Annotated in this window: 22 protein-coding genes and 1 pseudogene; 20 read left to right on the top strand and 3 right to left on the bottom strand. The window is 73.0% G+C overall.

What is annotated here, in order from left to right; translation table 11 throughout:
• Window positions 1-2 precede the first annotated feature (2 nt).
• The 15 genes from rplR to RKE29_RS03265 all read left to right on the top strand — a co-directional run bounded on the left by rplR (window position 3) and on the right by RKE29_RS03265 (window position 10,791).
• Entirely contained in the window at window positions 3-386 is a 384-nt protein-coding gene (gene rplR / locus RKE29_RS03335; protein WP_312003486.1) for a 50S ribosomal protein L18, read from the top strand.
• A gap of 58 nt (window positions 387-444) precedes the next feature.
• Window positions 445-1,050 (top strand): 30S ribosomal protein S5, encoded by a 606-nt coding sequence (gene rpsE, locus RKE29_RS03330; protein WP_020869250.1) that lies wholly within the window; start codon window positions 445-447, stop codon window positions 1,048-1,050.
• A gap of 1 nt (window position 1,051) precedes the next feature.
• On the top strand, window positions 1,052-1,234 hold the full coding sequence (gene rpmD / locus RKE29_RS03325; RefSeq protein ID WP_312003485.1) for a 50S ribosomal protein L30: 183 nt from the start codon (window positions 1,052-1,054) through the stop codon (window positions 1,232-1,234).
• Window position 1,235: 1 nt separating this feature from the next.
• On the top strand, window positions 1,236-1,700 hold the full coding sequence (gene rplO, locus RKE29_RS03320) for a 50S ribosomal protein L15 (RefSeq protein WP_312003484.1): 465 nt from the start codon (window positions 1,236-1,238) through the stop codon (window positions 1,698-1,700).
• 259 nt (window positions 1,701-1,959) lie between these two features.
• A complete protein-coding gene (gene secY / locus RKE29_RS03315) occupies window positions 1,960-3,273 on the top strand; it encodes a preprotein translocase subunit SecY (RefSeq protein ID WP_312003483.1) in 1,314 nt (437 codons plus the stop codon).
• Window positions 3,273-3,929, top strand: a complete 657-nt coding sequence (locus RKE29_RS03310; protein ID WP_312003482.1) for an adenylate kinase — start codon at window positions 3,273-3,275, stop codon at window positions 3,927-3,929. Before secY ends, RKE29_RS03310 begins: the two co-directional genes overlap by 1 nt.
• A 103-nt stretch (window positions 3,930-4,032) precedes the next feature.
• Window positions 4,033-4,869, top strand: a complete 837-nt coding sequence (gene map / locus RKE29_RS03305) for a type I methionyl aminopeptidase (RefSeq protein ID WP_312003481.1) — start codon at window positions 4,033-4,035, stop codon at window positions 4,867-4,869.
• A 237-nt stretch (window positions 4,870-5,106) separates the two neighbouring features.
• Window positions 5,107-5,328 carry a translation initiation factor IF-1 gene (gene infA / locus RKE29_RS03300; protein WP_003956442.1) on the top strand — a complete coding sequence of 74 codons (222 nt, stop codon included), beginning with the start codon at window positions 5,107-5,109 and terminating at the stop codon, window positions 5,326-5,328.
• Window positions 5,329-5,425: 97 nt separating this feature from the next.
• The gene (rpmJ, locus tag RKE29_RS03295; protein WP_003956441.1) at window positions 5,426-5,539 is read left to right on the top strand and encodes a 50S ribosomal protein L36; all 114 of its coding nucleotides are present in this window, start codon (window positions 5,426-5,428) and stop codon (window positions 5,537-5,539) included.
• A 227-nt stretch (window positions 5,540-5,766) separates the two neighbouring features.
• On the top strand, window positions 5,767-6,147 hold the full coding sequence (gene rpsM / locus RKE29_RS03290) for a 30S ribosomal protein S13 (RefSeq protein ID WP_312003480.1): 381 nt from the start codon (window positions 5,767-5,769) through the stop codon (window positions 6,145-6,147).
• A 64-nt stretch (window positions 6,148-6,211) separates the two neighbouring features.
• A complete protein-coding gene (rpsK, locus tag RKE29_RS03285) occupies window positions 6,212-6,616 on the top strand; it encodes a 30S ribosomal protein S11 (RefSeq protein ID WP_009715860.1) in 405 nt (134 codons plus the stop codon).
• Between the two features lie 112 nt (window positions 6,617-6,728).
• A complete protein-coding gene (locus RKE29_RS03280; protein ID WP_312003479.1) occupies window positions 6,729-7,751 on the top strand; it encodes a DNA-directed RNA polymerase subunit alpha in 1,023 nt (340 codons plus the stop codon).
• A gap of 146 nt (window positions 7,752-7,897) precedes the next feature.
• Window positions 7,898-8,440, top strand: coding sequence for a 50S ribosomal protein L17 (gene rplQ / locus RKE29_RS03275; RefSeq protein WP_312003478.1), 543 nt, complete (start codon window positions 7,898-7,900; stop codon window positions 8,438-8,440).
• A gap of 126 nt (window positions 8,441-8,566) precedes the next feature.
• Window positions 8,567-9,451 carry a tRNA pseudouridine(38-40) synthase TruA gene (gene truA, locus RKE29_RS03270; RefSeq protein WP_312003477.1) on the top strand — a complete coding sequence of 295 codons (885 nt, stop codon included), beginning with the start codon at window positions 8,567-8,569 and terminating at the stop codon, window positions 9,449-9,451.
• 191 nt (window positions 9,452-9,642) lie between these two features.
• Complete coding sequence (locus RKE29_RS03265; RefSeq protein ID WP_312003476.1) at window positions 9,643-10,791, top strand: beta-propeller fold lactonase family protein; 1,149 nt, start codon at window positions 9,643-9,645, stop codon at window positions 10,789-10,791.
• Window positions 10,792-10,834: 43 nt separating this feature from the next.
• Here the strand turns inward: RKE29_RS03265 and RKE29_RS03260 are convergent, their stop codons facing one another.
• Entirely contained in the window at window positions 10,835-11,683 is an 849-nt protein-coding gene (locus RKE29_RS03260) for a hypothetical protein (RefSeq protein WP_312003475.1), read from the bottom strand.
• A gap of 411 nt (window positions 11,684-12,094) precedes the next feature.
• On the opposite strand from RKE29_RS03260, the gene rplM reads away from it, so the two are divergent.
• The 3 genes from rplM to glmM all read left to right on the top strand — a co-directional run bounded on the left by rplM (window position 12,095) and on the right by glmM (window position 14,682).
• Window positions 12,095-12,538: a 50S ribosomal protein L13 gene (gene rplM / locus RKE29_RS03255; RefSeq protein WP_312003474.1), complete on the top strand. Its 444-nt coding sequence runs from the start codon at window positions 12,095-12,097 to the stop codon at window positions 12,536-12,538.
• A gap of 40 nt (window positions 12,539-12,578) precedes the next feature.
• Window positions 12,579-13,082 carry a 30S ribosomal protein S9 gene (gene rpsI, locus RKE29_RS03250; RefSeq protein ID WP_312003473.1) on the top strand — a complete coding sequence of 168 codons (504 nt, stop codon included), beginning with the start codon at window positions 12,579-12,581 and terminating at the stop codon, window positions 13,080-13,082.
• Between the two features lie 241 nt (window positions 13,083-13,323).
• Complete coding sequence (glmM, locus tag RKE29_RS03245) at window positions 13,324-14,682, top strand: phosphoglucosamine mutase (RefSeq protein WP_312003472.1); 1,359 nt, start codon at window positions 13,324-13,326, stop codon at window positions 14,680-14,682.
• A gap of 127 nt (window positions 14,683-14,809) precedes the next feature.
• Here glmM and RKE29_RS03240 read toward each other — a convergent pair whose 3' ends face one another.
• Together RKE29_RS03240 and RKE29_RS03235 are read right to left on the bottom strand one after the other, a co-directional pair.
• Window positions 14,810-15,850, bottom strand: a complete 1,041-nt coding sequence (locus tag RKE29_RS03240; protein WP_312003471.1) for a methyltransferase — start codon at window positions 15,848-15,850, stop codon at window positions 14,810-14,812.
• 364 nt (window positions 15,851-16,214) lie between these two features.
• Window positions 16,215-16,898, bottom strand: a complete 684-nt coding sequence (locus tag RKE29_RS03235; RefSeq protein ID WP_312003470.1) for a TetR/AcrR family transcriptional regulator C-terminal domain-containing protein — start codon at window positions 16,896-16,898, stop codon at window positions 16,215-16,217.
• A gap of 115 nt (window positions 16,899-17,013) precedes the next feature.
• Between RKE29_RS03235 and RKE29_RS03230 the strand changes: the two are divergent.
• A pseudogene (locus tag RKE29_RS03230) lies at window positions 17,014-17,334 on the top strand (cupin domain-containing protein); the annotation flags it as partial.
• 174 nt (window positions 17,335-17,508) lie between these two features.
• A partial coding sequence (locus RKE29_RS03225; RefSeq protein WP_369016021.1) for an MFS transporter occupies window positions 17,509-18,921 on the top strand: 1,413 nt, incomplete at its 3' end.

Below are 18,921 nucleotides of genomic sequence, written 5' to 3'. Positions count from 1 at the left end.
CCATGGCATACGGTGTGAAGATCGCCAAGGGCAGCGCCCGGAAGGCCGCCGCCGTCAAGCGCCGTCACATCCGGGTCCGCAAGCGGGTCAACGGCACCCCCGAGCGTCCGCGCCTGGTGGTGACCCGGTCCAACCGGCACATGGTGGCGCAGGTCGTCGACGACGTCGCGGGCCACACGCTGGCGTCCGCGTCCACCCTGGACGCGTCCATCCGCGGCACCGACGGCGACAAGAGCGAGCTGGCCAAGAAGGTCGGCGCGCTGGTCGCCGAGCGGGCCAAGGCCGCGGGCATCGAGGCCGTCGTGTTCGACCGCGGCGGCAACAAGTACGCCGGGCGCATCGCCGCCCTGGCCGACGCCGCCCGCGAGGCCGGGCTCAGGTTCTGAGCAGGTCCCGGACGCCGGCCCCCGTGCGCGGGGGCCTGAGGAGAGAAAGGTAATTCCCATGGCTGGACCCCAGCGCCGCGGTGGCGGCGCCGGTGGCGGCGAGCGGCGGGACCGGAAGGACCGGCGGGACGGTGGCGCGGCCGCCGAGAAGACCGCCTACGTCGAGCGGGTCGTCGCGATCAACCGCGTCGCCAAGGTTGTCAAGGGCGGTCGCCGCTTCAGCTTCACCGCGCTGGTCGTGGTGGGCGACGGCGACGGCACCGTGGGTGTCGGATACGGCAAGGCCAAGGAGGTGCCGGCCGCCATCGCCAAGGGTGTGGAGGAGGCCAAGAAGCACTTCTTCAAGGTCCCGCGGATCGCCGGCACCATCCCGCACCCGATCCAGGGCGAGGAGGCGGCGGGCGTCGTGCTGCTCAAGCCGGCCTCCCCGGGTACCGGTGTGATCGCCGGCGGCCCGGTGCGCGCCGTGCTGGAGTGCGCGGGCATCCACGACGTGCTGAGCAAGTCGCTCGGCTCGTCCAACCCGATCAACATCGTGCACGCCACGGTGGCCGCGCTGCGCGGCCTCCAGCGTCCCGAGGAGATCGCCGCCCGCCGCGGGCTGCCGCTGGAGGACGTCGCCCCGGCGGCCCTGCTGCGCGCACGTGCCGGAGTGGGGGTGTGACGTGGCTCGCCTGAAGATCACGCAGACCAAGTCCTACATCGGCAGCAAGCAGAACCACCGCGACACCCTGCGTTCGCTCGGCCTGCGCCGGCTGAACGACGTGGTGATCAAGGAGGACCGCCCCGAGTTCCGTGGCATGGTGCACACCGTGCGGCACCTCGTGACGGTCGAGGAGGTCGACTGACATGAGCGAGTCCTCGTCGGGCAAGCCCCTGAAGATCCACAACCTGCGGCCCGCCCCGGGCGCCAAGACCGCCAAGACCCGCGTCGGCCGCGGTGAGGCGTCCAAGGGCAAGACCGCGGGCCGCGGCACCAAGGGCACCAAGGCCCGCTACCAGGTGCCGGAGCGCTTCGAGGGCGGGCAGATGCCGCTGCACATGCGGCTGCCCAAGCTCAAGGGCTTCCGCAACCCGTTCCGCACCGAGTACCAGGTCGTCAACCTCGACAAGCTGGCCGACCTCTACCCCGAGGGCGGCGAGGTCACGGTGTCCGACCTGGTGGCCAAGGGCGCGGTCCGCAAGAACCAGCCCGTCAAGGTGCTGGGCGCGGGCGAGATCTCCGTGGCGCTCCAGGTGACGGTCGACGCCGTCTCCGGCTCCGCCCGGGAGAAGATCTCGGCAGCCGGCGGCTCCGTCACCGAGCGTGTCTGATACCGCCGTGATCGACCGGCCGGGGGCGTCCCTGCGGGGCGTCCCCGGCCGGTCGTTCCCCCGGACGGGCGTTCGACCGGTTTCGCAAGGCCGGTCGTTCCCCGGGCGGGTACGCGCCGGTAAGGTGGCGTGCGCTGTCACTTTCGGGCGGGGCACCGTCACGCACGTCGTGACCGCCCGGTAGATTACGTCAGATTAGTCTTCGCCGATTTACCCGACCGTCACCTCTCGCGGCCACGCGGGGGGCGCAGGAGGCACCGTGCTCACCGCGTTCGCCCGAGCGTTCAAGACGCCCGACCTGCGCAAGAAGCTGCTGTTCACCCTGGGCATCATCGTGCTGTTCCGGGCCGGTGCGTTCGTCCCGGTGCCGGGTGTGGACTACAACAACGTCCAGACCTGCATGGACCAGGCGAACGCCACCCAGGGCCTGTTCGGTCTGGTGAACATGTTCAGCGGTGGCGCGCTGCTCCAGATCACCATCTTCGCGCTCGGGATCATGCCGTACATCACGGCGAGCATCATCCTGCAGCTGCTGACCGTCGTGATCCCGCGCCTGGAGGCCCTGAAGAAGGAGGGCCAGACCGGGCAGGCGAAGATCACGCAGTACACCCGCTACCTGACCGTGGCCCTGGCCGTCCTGCAGGGCACCGGCCTGGTGGCCACCGCCCGCAGCGGCACCCTGTTCCGCCAGTGCACCGTCGGCAACGAGATCGTCCCGGACCAGTCGATCTTCAAGACGGCCGTGATGGTGATCACCATGACGGCGGGCACCGCGCTGATCATGTGGCTGGGCGAGCTGGTCACCGACCGCGGCATCGGCAACGGCATGTCGATCCTCATGTTCACGTCCATCGTGGCGGGCTTCCCCGGCTACCTGTGGCAGATCAAGCAGTCGGGCAAGCTCATGGGCGGCTGGCTGGAGTTCGGCCTCGTCATCCTGTGCGGACTGGCGATGGTCGGGCTGGTCGTCTTCGTCGAGCAGGCGCAGCGGCGCATCCCCGTGCAGTACGCCAAGCGCATGATCGGCCGCCGCAGCTACGGCGGCACGTCGACGTACATCCCGATGAAGGTGAACCAGGCGGGTGTGATCCCGGTCATCTTCGCCTCGTCACTGCTGTACATCCCCGCGCTGATCGCGCAGTTCAGCAACAGCCAGGCGGACTGGGCCGTGTGGATCGAGAACAACTTCGTCCGCGGTGACCACCCGGTTTACATCACGACGTACTTCCTGCTGATCGTCTTCTTCGCGTTCTTCTACGTCGCCATCTCCTTCAACCCCGAAGAAGTTGCCGACAACATGAAGAAGTATGGTGGGTTCATCCCGGGTATCCGGGCAGGACGCCCCACGGCGGAGTACCTGAGCTACGTACTGAACCGCATTACGTGGCCCGGATCCCTGTACCTGGGGCTGATCGCCCTCGTACCTACGGTGGCGCTGGTGACACTCAACGCCAACCAGAACTTCCCGTTCGGCGGGACCAGCATCCTGATCATCGTGGGTGTTGGCCTGGAGACCGTGAAACAGATCGAGAGCCAGCTTCAGCAGCGACACTACGAAGGGTTCCTCCGCTGATGCGAATCGTCCTCGTCGGGCCTCCCGGGGCTGGCAAGGGTACGCAGGCCGCGTTCCTCGCCAAGAATCTGTCGATCCCGCACATCTCCACCGGCGACCTCTTCCGCGCCAACATCAGCCAGGGCACGCCGCTCGGGCGCCAGGCGCAGGAGTTCATGCGCGCCGGCCAGCTCGTGCCGGACGAGGTCACGATCGGCATGGCCATCGACCGCATGAGCCAGCCGGACGCGGCCAAGGGCTTCCTGCTGGACGGCTTCCCGCGCAACCTGGCCCAGGCCAAGGCGCTGGACGAGTACCTGCACGGCGCCGACCTGCGGCTGAACGCGGTCCTGGACCTGGAGGCCCCCGAGGCCGAGGTCGTCCGGCGGATCGCCGGGCGCCGCATCTGCCGCAACGACAGCAGCCACGTCTTCCACGTCACCGGCCGCCCGCCGAAGACGGCCGGCGTGTGCGACGAGTGCGGCGGCGAGCTGTACCAGCGCGAGGACGACAGTGAGGAAACGGTCCGCAAGCGCCTTGAGGTGTACCACAGCGAGACCGAGCCGATCACCGACTTCTACAAGGCCCAGGACCTGGTCGTGACGATCCCGGCGCTGGGCAAGGTCGGCGAGGTCACCCAGCGGGCGATGGACGCCCTGGCCGACAGGTCGGGCTGACGCCGACGGGCCGGGCCGGACGGGCGCGGCGGGCCTGCGGGGCCGGGGGAGCGCGCTCCTTCGGCCCGGCGGTTTCAGGCACAGGGGCGGGAAGGGCCGGAGCATGGTGGAGATCAAGAACCCAAGCCAGATCGCGAAGATGCGGGAGGCGGGTCTCGTCGTCGCGCGCGTCCACGAGGCGTGCCGCGCCGCGGCGGTCCCCGGCGCCACCACCAAGGACCTGGACGACGTCGCCCGGAAGGTGCTCGCCGACCACGGCGCCACCTCCAACTTCCTCGGCTACGGCGGCTTCCCCGCCGTGATCTGCACCTCGGTGAACGACGTGGTGGTGCACGGCATCCCCGACCGGGAGACCGTGCTGAAGGACGGCGACGTCATCTCCGTCGACGCGGGCGCGGTCGTCGACGGCTGGCACGGCGACGCCGCCATCACCGTCTTCGTGGGCTCCGGCCACGCGCCGGAGCTGCACGAGCTGAGCCGGGTCACCGAGGAGTCCATGTGGGCCGGCATCGCCGCGGTCCGCAAGGGCAACCGGCTGGTGGACATCTCCCGGGCCATCGAGGGCAGCATCCGCCGCCAGCCGCGCCCGGCCACCGGCCGGTACGGGATCATCGAGGACTACGGCGGGCACGGCATCGGCAGCCAGATGCACATGGACCCGCACCTGCTGAACTACGTCTCCCGCGCGCGCGGCAAGGGCCCCCGGCTGGTGCCCGGCTTCTGCATCGCGATCGAGCCCATGGTGAGCCTCGGCACGCCGAAGACCCACGTGCTCGCCGACCAGTGGACGGTCAAGACCGACGACGGGTCCTGGTCCAGCCACTGGGAGCACTCGGTGGCGCTCACCGAGGACGGCCCGCTGGTGCTCACGGCCTTCGACGGCGGCCGGGCCAGGCTCGCCGAGCTGGGCGTGACCGCCGCGCCCGACCCGCTGGCGTAACGCTCCCCCCGCCGGCCGGCCGGTGCCCGGGCGCGGGGGTGGTACGGCCGGGATCCGGCGTGTCGCTCCTTGACGTGGAGCCCGGCGGGCCCGTCGGCGCATAATGATCTCCGATGGTGGGCAGACTGCCCGGTTTCGTGTTTCCCGCTGCCGTGACGTAGACTGACACGTCGGCTCTTCGGCATGCCCTGCGGCATGACGCGGACCGATCAAGGTAGCCGATCCCGAAAGCAGGACATGGCCAAGAAGCAAGGCGCCATCGAAATCGAGGGCACCGTGATCGAATCTCTGCCGAACGCGATGTTCAAGGTGGAGCTTCAGAACGGTCACAAGGTCCTCGCGCACATCAGCGGCAAGATGCGCATGCACTACATCCGCATCCTGCCCGATGACCGGGTCGTGGTGGAGCTGTCCCCGTACGACCTGACGCGCGGACGGATCGTCTACCGCTACAAGTAACACCACGCGACACTCACGCGGGAGCCGCCGCGGCCGCCCGAGACGGCCGTACGCGCCTCCCGCGCACAGATCTCACGACCCGGAGTACCGACATCCCATGAAGGTCAAGCCGAGCGTCAAGAAGATCTGCGACAAGTGCAAGGTGATCCGCCGCCACGGCCGGGTCATGGTCATCTGCGACAACCTGCGCCACAAGCAGCGCCAGGGCTGACCCGCCAGACGTACCGCCGACACGCCTTGTCGCGACTCTTCGCGCGACGCCACAGCAGCCACACCCCGCGGGCGCGCCCGCGGGTTCGACACTGACGCAGTCACCCGTCGCCCGCCCGCCCGGCGGGGACGACACCCCCGGTCGGAGGCCGGGGACCCGGCCCGGCGCCACGCCGGAGCGGGAGCGGTGCTGCGTACGACCTCCGACAACCACCTGGAGCCACATTCATGGCACGCCTCGCAGGCGTCGACCTTCCGCGCGAGAAGCGCGTCGAGGTCGCTCTCACGTACGTCTTCGGCATCGGCCGCACCCTCGCGCAGCAGACGCTGGCCAGCACCGGGGTCAACCCGGACACCCGCGTCCGCGACCTGACCGAGGACGACCTGGTCAAGCTCCGCGAGTACGTCGACAACAACATCAAGACCGAGGGTGACCTCCGGCGCGAGATCCAGGCCGACATCCGCCGCAAGGTCGAGATCGGCTGCTACCAGGGCCTGCGCCACCGCCGCGGCCTGCCGGTCCGCGGCCAGCGCACCTCCACCAACGCCCGCACCCGCAAGGGTCCGCGCCGCGCCATCGCGGGCAAGAAGAAGCCGGGCAAGAAGTAGTCCGCACCGGACACCGACGGGGTCCGCGTTGCAGGACCGACCACCTCCACGGGAGTAATACCGAATGCCTCCGAAGAGCCGTACGGCCGGCGCCAAGAAGGTGCGCCGCAAGGAGAAGAAGAACGTCGCTCACGGGCACGCCCACATCAAGAGCACGTTCAACAACACGATCGTCTCGATCACCGACCCCACGGGCAACGTGATCTCCTGGGCCTCGGCCGGCCACGTCGGCTTCAAGGGCTCGCGCAAGTCCACGCCGTTCGCCGCGCAGATGGCCGCGGAGTCCGCCGCCCGCCGCGCGCAGGAGCACGGCATGCGCAAGGTCGACGTCTTCGTCAAGGGCCCGGGCTCCGGCCGGGAGACCGCGATCCGCTCGCTCCAGGCCACCGGCCTGGAGGTGGGCTCGATCCAGGACGTCACCCCCACCCCGCACAACGGCTGCCGTCCGCCCAAGCGCCGGCGCGTCTGACACGCCTGCGCGTGGTACGGGCGGGCGCGGTCCGCGCAACCGCCCGTACCACCCGTAGGATGGAAGGGTTCGGCATCAAATAGCGGGTGCCGAAGACTGGAGGAACATCCCCATGCTGATCGCTCAGCGCCCCTCGCTGACCGAGGAAGTCGTCGACGAGTTCCGCTCGCGGTTCGTGATCGAGCCCCTGGAGCCCGGCTTCGGCTACACCCTCGGCAACTCCCTGCGGCGTACGCTGCTGTCCTCGATCCCCGGTGCCGCCGTCACCAGCATCCGGATCGACGGCGTCCTGCACGAGTTCACCACCGTGCCGGGCGTCAAGGAGGACGTCACCGACCTCATTCTCAACATCAAGCAGCTCGTCGTCTCCTCCGAGCACGACGAGCCGGTCGTGATGTACCTGCGCAAGCAGGGCCCCGGCCTGGTCACCGCGGCCGACATCGCGCCGCCGGCCGGCGTCGAGGTGCACAACCCGGACCTGATCCTGGCCACCCTGAACGGCAAGGGCAAGCTGGAGATGGAGCTGACCGTCGAGCGCGGCCGCGGCTACGTCTCCGCCGTGCAGAACAAGCAGGTCGGCCAGGAGATCGGCCGTATCCCGGTCGACTCCATCTACTCGCCCGTCCTGAAGGTCACCTACAAGGTCGAGGCGACCCGTGTCGAGCAGCGCACCGACTTCGACAAGCTGATCGTCGATGTCGAGACCAAGCAGGCCATGCGGCCGCGCGACGCCATGGCCTCGGCCGGCAAGACCCTGGTCGAGCTGTTCGGCCTGGCCCGCGAGCTGAACGTCGACGCCGAGGGCATCGACATGGGCCCGTCCCCGACGGACGCCGCGCTCGCCGCCGACCTGGCGCTGCCGATCGAGGAGCTGGAGCTGACGGTCCGCTCCTACAACTGCCTCAAGCGCGAGGGCATCCACTCGGTGGGCGAGCTGGTGGCCCGCTCCGAGGCGGACCTGCTGGACATCCGCAACTTCGGCGCCAAGTCCATCGACGAGGTCAAGGCGAAGCTGGCCGGCATGGGCCTGGCCCTGAAGGACAGCCCGCCCGGATTCGACCCGACCGCCGCCGCGGACGCCTTCGGCACCGACGACGACGCGGACGCCGGGTTCGTGGAGACCGAGCAGTACTGACCGGTACGAGCCGGGACCGGCCTGCCGCGGGCTGACCGCGGGCGGCCGGTCCCGGTCCCGTATCACCACCGCGCGCGCACTCGCCCGCGCGGCCCCTGACACCGGTACCTGACACGGCCGGTGCAGACACCGAGGAGACACACCCCATGCCGAAGCCCACCAAGGGCGCCCGTCTGGGCGGCAGCGCCGCGCACGAGCGGCTGCTCCTGGCGAACCTCGCCACGGCGCTGTTCGAGCACGGCCGGATCACCACCACCGAGGCGAAGGCCCGCCGCCTGCGCCCGGTCGCGGAGCGCCTGGTCACCAAGGCCAAGAAGGGCGACCTGCACAACCGCCGCCTGGTGCTGCGCACCATCCGCGACAAGAGCGTCGTGCACACCCTCTTCACGGAGATCGCGCCGCGCTACGAGAACCGGCCGGGCGGCTACACCCGTATCACCAAGATCGGGAACCGCCGGGGCGACAACGCGCCGATGGCCGTCATCGAGCTGGTCGAGGCGCTGACCCAGAAGCAGGAGACGCTCGCCGAGGCCGAGGCCGCCGCCAAGCGGTCCGCGAAGGACGCCGCGGGCGACCAGGCCGCCGCGAGCCTGACGAAGGACGAGGCGCCCGCCGCCGAGTCCGCCGAGGACACGCAGGCCGAGGCCGCGGCCGAGCAGCCCGCGGACGGGGAGTCCAAGGACGCCTGACCGACGGCAGCCCTCAGGACGGGCCCGCCCCAGCGCCTCTGGGACGGGCCCGTTCGGCATGGGAGGCGGGCGGCGAGCGCGGGACGGCATGCACCGGATAGCCGACAGGATCAGGGAGGGGCTGGCGTGAGCGACGGGGCCGCGTCCGGTTTCGTACGGGTCAGGCTGGACCTCGCCTACGACGGCCGGGACTTCGCCGGCTGGGCCCGGCAGCCCGGGCGGCGCACGGTCCAGGGCGAGCTCCAGGAGGCGCTGCGCACCGTGCTGCGCGTGTCCGAGGCGCCCGAGCTGACCGTCGCGGGCCGTACGGACGCGGGCGTGCACGCGCGCGGCCAGGTGGCGCACGTCGACCTGCCGGAGGACCTGTGGGCCCGGTACCGCGAGCGGCTGCCGCGGCGGCTGGCCGGGCGGCTGCCGCACGACGTACGGGTGTGGCGGCTCACCGAGGCGCCGCCCGGCTTCAACGCCCGCTTCTCGGCCGTCTGGCGCCGCTACGCCTACCGGGTCGCCGACCACCCCGGCGGCGTCGACCCGCTGCTGCGCGGGCACGTGCTGTGGCACGACTGGCCGCTGGACGTGGCCGCCATGAACGAGGCGTCGCGGCTGCTGCTGGGCGAGCACGACTTCGGCGCGTACTGCCGGCGGCGCGAGGGCGCGACCACCATCCGCCGCCTGGAGGAGCTGAGCTGGCGGCGGGTGCCCGACGGCGAGATGGGCGCCGGGGTGGTCACGGCCACGGTCCGGGCCGACGCCTTCTGCCACAACATGGTCCGCGCGCTGGTCGGCGCGCTGCTGTTCGTCGGCGACGGGCACCGCCCGGTGGAGTGGCCGGCCGCGGTGCTCGCGGCGGGCGTACGGGACTCGGCGGTGCACGTGGCGCGGCCGCACGGGCTGACCCTGGAGGAGGTCGGCTACCCGCCCGACCACCTGCTGGCGGAGCGCAACCGGGAGGCGCGCACCCTGCGCACGCTCGCGCCCCGGCCCTGCGGGCGGGTGGCGGGCTGCGGCTGAGGGGCCCGGCCGCGGGGCGCGGCTGACGGGTGAGGGGCGCGGCGCGCGGTGACCCGGGCGGGGGAGCGGGCAGGGCCATCGGGGCGACATTCGGTTGTGGCGATATGTCGATAATCGTCTCGGTGTCCCGGGAATGCTTGCATGGCACATGTTCGACGATCCGCCCCGCCGCCGGAAGGTCCGTCCCCGCCATGCGCCCTGCACCCGCCCGCCGCCCCCGCCCCGCCCCGTCCGCCGCCCAGCCCGAGGGTCCGGACCGCCCTCCGTCACGCCGGCGCCGCCGCCGGTCCGTACGGCTGCGCGCGGCCACGGCCGCGCCCCTGTCCGGGGCGCTGGCCTGCCTCCTGGCCGCGGCCGCGCCCACGGCCCCCGCCCAGGCGGCGGGACACGCGCGCGCCACGGGGGCGGACGGCGGGTCCCAGGCGCTGCGGGCGGCGGCGGGGCGGAAGTTCCCCATGCGCATCACCGCCTACGTGGCCAACACCGCCTCGGGCACGACCTCCGTCAGCAACACCCGCCCCGAGCGCATGACCGGCGCCGTGCCGGTGGGCGCGGCCCCGACCGGCGTGGGCGCGGCCCAGGACGGCAACGCCGTGTACGTGGCCAACAGCGGCTCCAACACGGTGTCCATCCTGGACCCCGTCACCCGGGCCGTCGTGGCGAACGTCGGCGTCGGCAGCCTGCCGTTCGCGGCCGTGCCCAGCTACGACGGCCGCCGGGTGCTGGCGGCGAACTTCGGGTCGGACACCGTCTCGGTCATCGACCCGGGCAAGCGCAAGGTGGTCGGCACCGTGCCCGTCGGCCCGCTGCCGCACAGCATCGCCACCGTCCCGAGCGGCCGGGCGTACGTCACCAACAACGGCGGCAACACGGTCAGCGTCGTCGACCCCGGCACCGGCCGGGTGACGGGCACCATCCCCGTCGGCGACTTCCCCAGCGGCATCACGGCCTCCCGCCGGGGCGGCCGGATCTACGTGGCCAACACCGGCTCGGGCACCGTCTCGGTCATCAGCGCCGCCGCCGGCCGGGTGACGAGGACCATCCCGGCCGGCCAGGCGCCGCTGGGAGTGGCCCTCAGCCCCGACGGCACCCGGATGTACGTCGCCGACTCCGGCACCAACAGCCTGCTGGTCATCGACCCGGTCACCCGGGCCCTGCTGTCCACCATCACGGTCGGCATCAACCCGCAGGGCGTCGCCGTCACGCCGGACGGCCGCCGGGTGTGGGTCACCAACGAGGGCTCCGACACCGTCTCCGTCATCGACCCGGGCAAGGGCAAGGTGCACACGACGCTGCCCACCGGGCGCGAACCCGAGGGCATCGCGATCACCCCGCGCTGACCGCCCGCCCGCCGGCCGGAGGCCCCCCGCCGAGGCGGCCGGGTCAGCCCGCCGAGGCGGCCGCCGACGCCTGGGCCTCGCCGCGCGCCAGCAACTGCCGGAAGGCGTAGTCGGCCAGGTCCCGGCCGGCCTGGAGCGCCGCGGTGTCGGAGGTGGTCACGGCCTTGCCCGAGGTGTACCCGGAGACGGTGAAGTACGCGTAGCGGCCGATCGCGTTCGCCGAGGTGCGGCAGGCCGTCCGCCGGCAGAAGGCCGGCACGCCGCGGCCCGCGAGCGAGGCGATGTTCGGCGTGGCGCGCGCCTTGGCCCGCTCGGCCGCCGCGCGCGTGTCGAAGACCGCGATGCCGACGGTGACCGCCACGCCGTCGCGCTCGTACGTGGCGCGGAACACCTGGCGGCACCCGGCGCCGGTCAGCACCGCGCCGAGGCGGCCCTGCGCCGCGGCCGCGCAGCTCCTGGTGGAGCTGGTCGCCGCCTTCGCGTACGTACGGCCCTCCGCGGCCGCCCCCCGGCCCGGGAACAGGCCCTCGGCCCGCAGCGGCGCGGTGTCCCGCCTCGCGTCGGAGATGACGTCCAGCGGCCGCACCGGCGCGGGCGGGGCCACGTCGGAGAAGGTGGGCTCCGGGGCCGCCGCGCTCTGCGACGGCAGGTCCTGGGGCGTGGGCAGGTGGCTCGCGGACCGGCCCGAGCCGCCGCCCTTGCCGTCGCTGCTGATCACGGCCGTGGCCACGATGGCCGCCACGGCCCCGGTCGCGAGCACCCCGCCGCCGACGGTCAGCAGCAGCCTGCGACGGCGCCTGCGCCGCTCGGCGTCCTCGGCGAGCGCGGCCCAGTCCGGCGTGGACGGCGGCCGGCCCCCGGGCCCGTAGGCCCCCCCTTGCCCAAAGCTCATGGCGCGCATCTTAGACCGGCGGGCACGCGCGGGCGGCGGTCGGTCACGGGCTGTCGACCGCCGTCCTGGTGGCCCGACCACCGACTCACGTGAGTCGGTGGTCGGGCGGGGAGCCCGGGGGCCGCGATCCGTCCGGGTGGGCCCGCCGCCGGGCGCAGGGCGGCGTTTTGACCCGTACGGGGGGCGCCCGGTATTCTGCGAGTTCGTTATGCGTACTGGCTTGCTCGTTCTCACGTGAGAGGCCGATACGCCGGACCACCGGGCCGATGACCAGCGGCCGGCACTCGGTTTGCGTCGCCGACGTGCCGCCAGGGCTGTCGTGATCGTCCGGGTGGCCGTGTCAGGACCCGTTCCTCCCTGCCCCGACGGGCCGGGGGAGACTTCCATCACTGAAGAGCGAAGGCTACGACCGTGCGTACGTACAGCCCCAAGCCCGGCGATGTCCAGCGCCAGTGGCACGTCATCGACGCCACCGACATCGTCCTGGGCCGCCTGGCCTCCCAGGCCGCGACGCTCCTTCGGGGCAAGCACAAGCCGGTGTACGCGCCGCATGTCGACACCGGTGACTTCGTCGTCATCGTGAACGCCGACAAGGTGCACCTCTCCGGCAACAAGCGGACCCAGAAGCTCGCCTACCGGCACTCCGGCTACCCGGGCGGTCTGCGGTCCGTGCGGTACGAGGACCTGCTGGCGAAGAACCCGGCCAAGGCCGTGGAGAAGGCGGTCAAGGGCATGCTGCCCAAGAACACGCTGGGCCGTCAGATGCTCAGCAAGCTGAAGGTGTACGCGGGCGACCAGCACCCGCACGGCGCCCAGCAGCCGGTCCCGTACCAGATCACCCAGGTCGCGCAGTAGTCCCGGCCACAGCCTGAGACGAGAGATTCCGAGGAGAACCGTGGCCGAGACCACCGCCGAGACCCCGCTCGACGTCGAGCAGTACACCACCGAGAGTGTCGAGACCGTCGAGTCGGAGTACACCTCCGAGTCGCTGGCCTCCCGCTTCGGCGAGCCGCAGCCCGCCGCCGGCACCGGCCGCCGCAAGGAGGCCGTCGCTCGCGTGCGGATCCTTCCCGGCTCCGGCCAGTGGAAGATCAACGGTCGCACCCTTGAGGAGTACTTCCCCAACAAGGTGCACCAGCAGGAAGTCAACGAGCCCTTCAAGGTGCTGGAGCTCGAAGGCCGCTACGACGTCGTCGCCCGTATCGGCGGCGGCGGCGTGTCCGGGCAGGCGGGCGCGCTGCGCCTGGGCATCGCCCGCGCGCTGAACGAGGCGGACGTGGACAACAACCGCGGCCCCCTGAAGAAGGCCGGCTTCCTGACCCGCGACGACCGCGCGACCGAGCGCAAGAAGGCCGGTCTGAAGAAGGCCCGCAAGGCGCCGCAGTACAGCAAGCGCTAGGCGCCGGCCCGTCCGGACGAGCCGATGGGCCCGGCAGGCGCGTGCCCGGCACGCGCCGGTGCGACGCGCGCCGGTCCCGTCGGCCGGGGCGGGGCCCTGCCCGCCCTCCGACCGCCACCCTGCCTTCTTTTTACGCCCCGACGGCACAAAATGTGCCGCCGGGGCGTTCGGCTATCGGCGCCACGGGCTATATGTGAACGTCAGCCCCCCTCTTCATGGCTCGTGATCTCGGAGGACACCAGTGGGACGACTCTTCGGTACGGACGGTGTGCGCGGCGTCGCCAACGCCGACCTGACGGCTGAGATGGTGCTCGGCCTGTCGGTCGCGGCGGCGCACGTGCTCGCCGAAGCGGGCACGTTCGCCGACCACCGGCCGGTGGCGGTGGTCGGGCGGGACCCGCGGGCGTCCGGGGAGTTCCTGGAGGCGGCGGCCGTGGCCGGGCTGGCCAGCGCCGGGGTGGACGTGCTGCGCGCGGGCGTGCTGCCCACGCCCGCCATCGCCTTCCTGACCGCCGCGCTCGACGCGGACCTGGGCGTGATGCTGTCCGCCAGCCACAACCCGATGCGGGACAACGGCATCAAGTTCTTCGCGCGCGGCGGGCACAAGCTCGCCGACGAGCTGGAGGACCGCATCGAGACCACCTACCGCGCGCACGCCTCCGGCGAGCCCTGGGACCGGCCCACCGGCGCGGGCGTCGGCCGGGTGCGCGACTACGAGGAGGGCTTCGACGACTACGTCGAGCACCTGGTCGGCGTCCTCCCGGCCCGGCTGGACGGCCTGAAGGTCGTCGTCGACGGCGCGCACGGCGCGGCCTGGCGGGTGTCCCCGGAGGCGTTCACCCGGGCGGGCGCCGACGTGATCGCCATCGGCGCGTCCCCGGACGGCCTCAACATCAACGACGGCTGCGGCTCCACCCACCTGGAGCGGCTGCGCAAGGCCGTGGTCGAGTCCGGCGCCGACCTCGGCGTGGCCCACGACGGCGACGCCGACCGCTGCCTGGCGGTCGACGCGGCGGGCAACGACATCGACGGCGACCAGATCCTGGCCGTCCTGGCCCTGGCCCTGCGCGAGGCCGGCGAGCTGCGCGCCGACACCGTGGTCACCACCGTGATGTCCAACCTCGGCTTCGCGCTGGCCATGGAGCGCGAGGGCGTGCAGCTGGTACGTACGGCGGTCGGCGACCGGTACGTACTGGAGGAGATGAAGGAGAAGGGCTACGCGCTCGGCGGCGAGCAGTCCGGCCACGTCATCGTCCTGGACCACGCCACCACCGGCGACGGCACCCTCACCGGCCTGCTGCTGGCCGCCCGGGTGGCCGCCACCGGCCGCCCGCTGTCGGAGCTGGCCGGCGTGGTGCGGCGGCTGCCGCAGGTGCTGATCAACGTGCCGGACGTGGACCGGTCCCGGGTGGCCTCCTCGCCCGAGGTGCGGGAGGCGGTCGCCGAGGCCGAGCGCGAGCTGGGCTCGACCGGCCGTGTGCTGCTGCGGCCGTCGGGGACGGAGCCGCTGGTGCGGGTGATGGTCGAGGCGGCCGACTCCGACCAGGCGCGCGCGGTGGCGGGGAGGCTGGCGGACGTGGTGAAGTCGGCGCTGGGGTAGGCCCCGCGTGACGGGGCGGTCCGGGCCCGCCGGGGTCCGGGCCGTCGTTCCGCGGGTTTCGGCAAGTTTCGGCGGGCTTCGGCGGGCTTCCGCGAGCGACGGTGCGATGGTACGGCGGCGGAGCGGGTCAGGCGGCGGCCTCGATGACCGACAGCACCGCCGGGGTGGGGGTGACGCGGAGCGTCCGCAGCCCCGCCACGGCCAGCAGGTCCCGGTACTCCGCCTCGGTGCGCTCCCTGCCCTCGTACACGGTGAGCATCAGCAGGTCCGACAGGGCGACGGCGGGCGGCATCCCGCCCTCCTCGCGCGGGGCCACCGCGTCGACGACCAGCAGCCGGGACTGCGGTGTCATGGCCTCCCGGCACGTGTGCAGAATCCGCAGGATGTCCGGCTCGCTCTTGTCGTGCAGGATCCGCTTCAGCACGTAGACGTCCGCGCCGGGCGGCACGGCGGCGTAGAAGTCGCCGACCCGCGTCTGCCACCGGCCCGCGATCCCGGGGTCCTCGCCGAGCCGGTGCCGGCGCAGCACCCGCTCCCGCTCCAGCAGCACCCCGGTGAGCCCGGGGTGCTGGGCCAGGACGGTCTTCAGGAAGCCGCCGCGCCCGCCCGCGACGTCGACCACCGTCCCCGTGTCCGGGAGGTCGCAGCAGGCGGCGACGAGGTCCTGCTCGGTCGTGGACACCTGGTCCATGGCGTCCGCGAACAGCTGCCCCGGGGGGTCGTCGGTGTCGACGTAGTCGAGGATCGGAGCGCCGAAGGCGTCGGGGAAGACCGTGGCGCCCTGCCGGACGGTGTCCACGAGGTGCCCCGCGGGCCGCCAGTACATCTTGTCGGTGAACAGCTCGACGGCGGCGGCGACGGAGTACGGGACGTCGGTGCGCAGCGGCTGGGCGGCGGGCGTGAGGTGGAAGACCTCGCGCGCGTCCACCCGGAAGACGCCGCGCATCGCCAGGAAGCGCAGGACCCGGTGCAGGGACAGGGCGTCGGTCCGGGTCAGCGCGGCGAGTTCGGCGGCGGTCTTCGGGCCGTCGGCGAGGTGGTCGGCGATGCGCAGGCGTACGGCCGTGTGCAGGGCGGCCGGGGCGAGGTAGGCCAGGGATTCGGCGAGGACCTGCTGGACGGCTGTGGCGATGTCCTCGGGCGTGGTGAGTAGCGTGTCGTCGCTCACGGCCGCGCGTCCTCTCTGGCGTTGTCAGATCGGTACATATCGTGGCATGGGTGGGGGTGTGGGGCGACTTCTCGGGGTGCGGCGGGGGTGGGGCGCTTGCTCTGGGTGGTCGGGTGCGGGGGCGGGGGCTCCGGGGCAGGGCCCTGGACTCGCATATTTACGCATTTAGGCGGCCTGAACTCGGGGGTGGGGCGGACCGGCACCCGCCGCCCAAATACGAAAATATGCGGTCACGTCCAGGTCCCTACCCCTGCGCCCCCGCCCCCTCCCGTCTCGTCGGCGTCTGCGGGCCGGTGGGCGGTGCACCGGCCCGGTGGCGGTTCGGGTCCCGCTGCCCGGATTTCGTTCATGGGCATGCGCGCGGTCAGTGAAGGCCTTTTTCTGGCGCGGTGCGGCTGTCCGGTGCCGGGGGGTGGTGCTCCAGACCGTCGAGGATGAGGTCGAGGCCCGCATGGAACTCCTGCTCCGGGTCGCTGCCGGCGGCGGCTCGGGCGATCTCGGCCAGCCGGGGGAAGTGCTCGGAGGGCAGGGCGCGCATGCGCTCGATGACGGCGTCCGCGTCCTCGCCGCGCGCGGCGGACAGCGGGCCCGCCAGCTCTGCCTGGGCGAAGCCCATGATGAAGCCGGACACGGCGCGGAAGGCCACGAGCAGTCCGGTGCCCGAGCGGCCGCCGCGGGCCAGTGCGGCGAGCAGCTCCTCGGCGCCCGCGAGCGTGGGCCGGTCCAGGCTGCGGCGGGTGAGGATCAGCGGGATCGCCTCCGGGTGGGCCCGTACCGCGCGCCAGTGGGCCTCCGCGACGGCGCGGACGTCGGCGCGCCAGTCGTCGGACGGGACGCCGGGCACGGGGTGCGCCGGGGCCACGACGGCGTCCACGACGAGGGCTTCCAGGCCGTCGCGCCCCTCGACGTAGTTGTAGATCGTCATGGCCCCGGTGCCGAGGGCCGCCGCGAGGTTGCGCATCGTCAGGGCGTGCAGGCCCTGGGCGTCGACCAGCGCCAGTGCGGCGGTGCGCAGCTGGTCCTCGCTGAACTTGCGTGGTGCGGGCATGCGGCGGTGCTCCCCTGATCCCTTGATTTACGTACGGTGTACGTGTTCCACTGGGCGCGGTGTTCACGTACAGGGTACGTGAACTGTTGCCGTTCCCTGCCGGAAAGGGCTCCTCATGACTCCTCTCGACCTGTTCGCCTCCGCGCTGTGTGTCCACGACGACGGCACGGTCCAGGACGCGCGCCGCACATCCGGCGGCCCCGACGGCTGGACCGTCGCCGCCTTCCACGCCGAGACCGACGAGGACGTGCACGCCGACCACTGGGAGGCGCACCCCGGCGCCGACGAGATCGTCTGCGTCCTGGCGGGCCGGGCGCGCCTCACGCTCCGGGCCGGCGACGGCCGCCCGGAGGAGTCGGCCGTCCTGACGCCCGGCACGGCGGTCGTCGTGCCGCGCGGGCGCTGGCACCGCGTCGCACTGGACGGCCCGGCCGACCTGCTGTCCGTCACCCGGCGCGCCGGCACCCGCCGGGAGAAGCGAGCCCACGGCNACCCGGCGCGCCGGCACCCGCCGGGAGAAGCGAGCCCACGGCGGTGGGCGGTGACGACGCGCACCGGCACCGCGCCGCCGGCCCGGCGGCTGCTCGTCGTCGCCCTGACCGTGCAGTTCATGGTCGCCCTCGACGTCTCCGTGGTGAACGTCGCCCTCCCGGACATCAGCGCGGGCCTCGGCTTCACCGGCGAAGGGCTCACCTGGGTGGTCAACGCCTACGCGCTCGCCTTCGGCGGGCTGATGCTCACCGGCGGGCGGCTCGGCGACATCGCCGGGCACCGCCGCACCCTGCTGGCCGGGCTGGCGCTGTTCGGCGCGGCCAGCCTGGCCGGCGGGCTGATGCACAGCCCCGGCGGGCTGATCGCCGCCCGGGCCGTGCAGGGCGCGGGCGCGGCCGCGCTGGCCCCCGTCGCGCTGTCGCTGCTCACCACGGCCTTTCCGGCGGGGCCCGCGCTGTCCCGGGCCCTGGGCCTGTGGGGGGCCACGGCGGCGGTCGGCGGCGCGGTCGGCGTCCTGGCGGGCGGGCTGCTCACCGAGTGGTACGGCTGGCGGGCGGTCATGCTCGTCAACGTGCCCATCGTGGTGTTCGCCCTGGCCGCCGGGGTGCGGCTGCCGTCCGGCCCGCCTCCGGGTGCCACCGCGCGGCGGCTGGACGCCGCCGGGGCCGTGCTGGCGACGGCCGGGGCCACCGCGCTGGTCCTCGGCGTCGTACGCACCGGCGCCCTGGGCTGGGGGTCGCCCACCACCCTGCTCACCCTCGGCTCCGCGGTCGTCCTGCTCGCGGCGTTCGCCGCGGTCGAACAGCGGGTGCGCGAGCCCCTGCTGCGCCCGGGGCTCCTGGCCCGCCGGCCGGTGCTGGGCGCGAACCTGTTCATGATGCTGCTGTTCTCCGGCCAGTTCGCCGTCTTCTACTTCACCTCTCTCTACCTGCACCAGGTCCTCGGCTTCGGCCCGGCCGCCGCGGGCGCCGCGTTCCTGCCCTTCTGCGTCGGCATCGTGATCGGGTCGGTGGTCGCCACCCGGGTCGTCGGCTCGCTCGGCCTGCGGCGCCTGCTCGTACTCGGCGGGCTCGTCGGCGCCTGCGGATTCGCGTGGTTCGGCGCCGCGCTCGCGGCGGAGGGCGGCTTCTGGACCGCGGTCCTCGGGCCGTCGCTCGTGGCGAGCACCGGCATCGGGATGTGCTTCGTGCCGCTGGGCACCGCCGCGACGTCGGGCGTCCCCGCACACGAGGCGGGCATGGCCTCCGGACTGGTCAACGCCTCACGCCAGGTCGGCGGTTCGGTCGGCCTCGCGCTGCTGGACACCCTCGCCGCCTCGGTGGCCGGGGACCGTCACGCCGTCTCGCGCGGTCTGGCGGCGGACGGGTACGGGGCGGCGGTCGGCGCCGCCGGGGGCCTGCTGGCCGTGGCGGCGGCGCTGGCGCTGGTGCTCGTGCCCGGGCGGCCCGGCCGCGTCGCGTCCACCCCGGCCGCGTACGACCGGGCAGGCCGTCCCGCGGGCGGTCCGGCCGAGGAGACGGGCGCGGCGCCG

The sequence above is a fragment of the Streptomyces sp. B1866 genome, assembly GCF_031932565.1.
Lineage (GTDB): Bacteria > Actinomycetota > Actinomycetes > Streptomycetales > Streptomycetaceae > Streptomyces.
The sequence above is the reverse complement of the archived record's forward strand: the minus strand, read 5'-3'. Positions and strand labels throughout refer to the sequence as shown.

Excerpts from the sequence above, each read along its gene's own strand:
- rplR (WP_312003486.1), top strand. The coding sequence starts at position 3 with ATGGCATACGGTGTGAAGATCGCCAAGGGCAGCGCCCGGAAGGCCGCC.
- rpsE (WP_020869250.1), top strand. The coding sequence starts at position 445 with ATGGCTGGACCCCAGCGCCGCGGTGGCGGCGCCGGTGGCGGCGAGCGG.
- rplO (WP_312003484.1), top strand. The coding sequence starts at position 1,236 with ATGAGCGAGTCCTCGTCGGGCAAGCCCCTGAAGATCCACAACCTGCGG.
- RKE29_RS03310 (WP_312003482.1), top strand. The coding sequence starts at position 3,273 with ATGCGAATCGTCCTCGTCGGGCCTCCCGGGGCTGGCAAGGGTACGCAG.
- map (WP_312003481.1), top strand. The coding sequence starts at position 4,033 with ATGGTGGAGATCAAGAACCCAAGCCAGATCGCGAAGATGCGGGAGGCG.
- infA (WP_003956442.1), top strand. The coding sequence starts at position 5,107 with ATGGCCAAGAAGCAAGGCGCCATCGAAATCGAGGGCACCGTGATCGAA.
- rpmJ (WP_003956441.1), top strand. The coding sequence starts at position 5,426 with ATGAAGGTCAAGCCGAGCGTCAAGAAGATCTGCGACAAGTGCAAGGTG.
- rpsM (WP_312003480.1), top strand. The coding sequence starts at position 5,767 with ATGGCACGCCTCGCAGGCGTCGACCTTCCGCGCGAGAAGCGCGTCGAG.
- rpsK (WP_009715860.1), top strand. The coding sequence starts at position 6,212 with ATGCCTCCGAAGAGCCGTACGGCCGGCGCCAAGAAGGTGCGCCGCAAG.
- RKE29_RS03280 (WP_312003479.1), top strand. The coding sequence starts at position 6,729 with ATGCTGATCGCTCAGCGCCCCTCGCTGACCGAGGAAGTCGTCGACGAG.
- rplQ (WP_312003478.1), top strand. The coding sequence starts at position 7,898 with ATGCCGAAGCCCACCAAGGGCGCCCGTCTGGGCGGCAGCGCCGCGCAC.
- RKE29_RS03265 (WP_312003476.1), top strand. The coding sequence starts at position 9,643 with ATGCGCCCTGCACCCGCCCGCCGCCCCCGCCCCGCCCCGTCCGCCGCC.
- RKE29_RS03260 (WP_312003475.1), bottom strand. The coding sequence starts at position 11,683 with ATGAGCTTTGGGCAAGGGGGGGCCTACGGGCCCGGGGGCCGGCCGCCG.
- RKE29_RS03235 (WP_312003470.1), bottom strand. The coding sequence starts at position 16,898 with ATGCCCGCACCACGCAAGTTCAGCGAGGACCAGCTGCGCACCGCCGCA.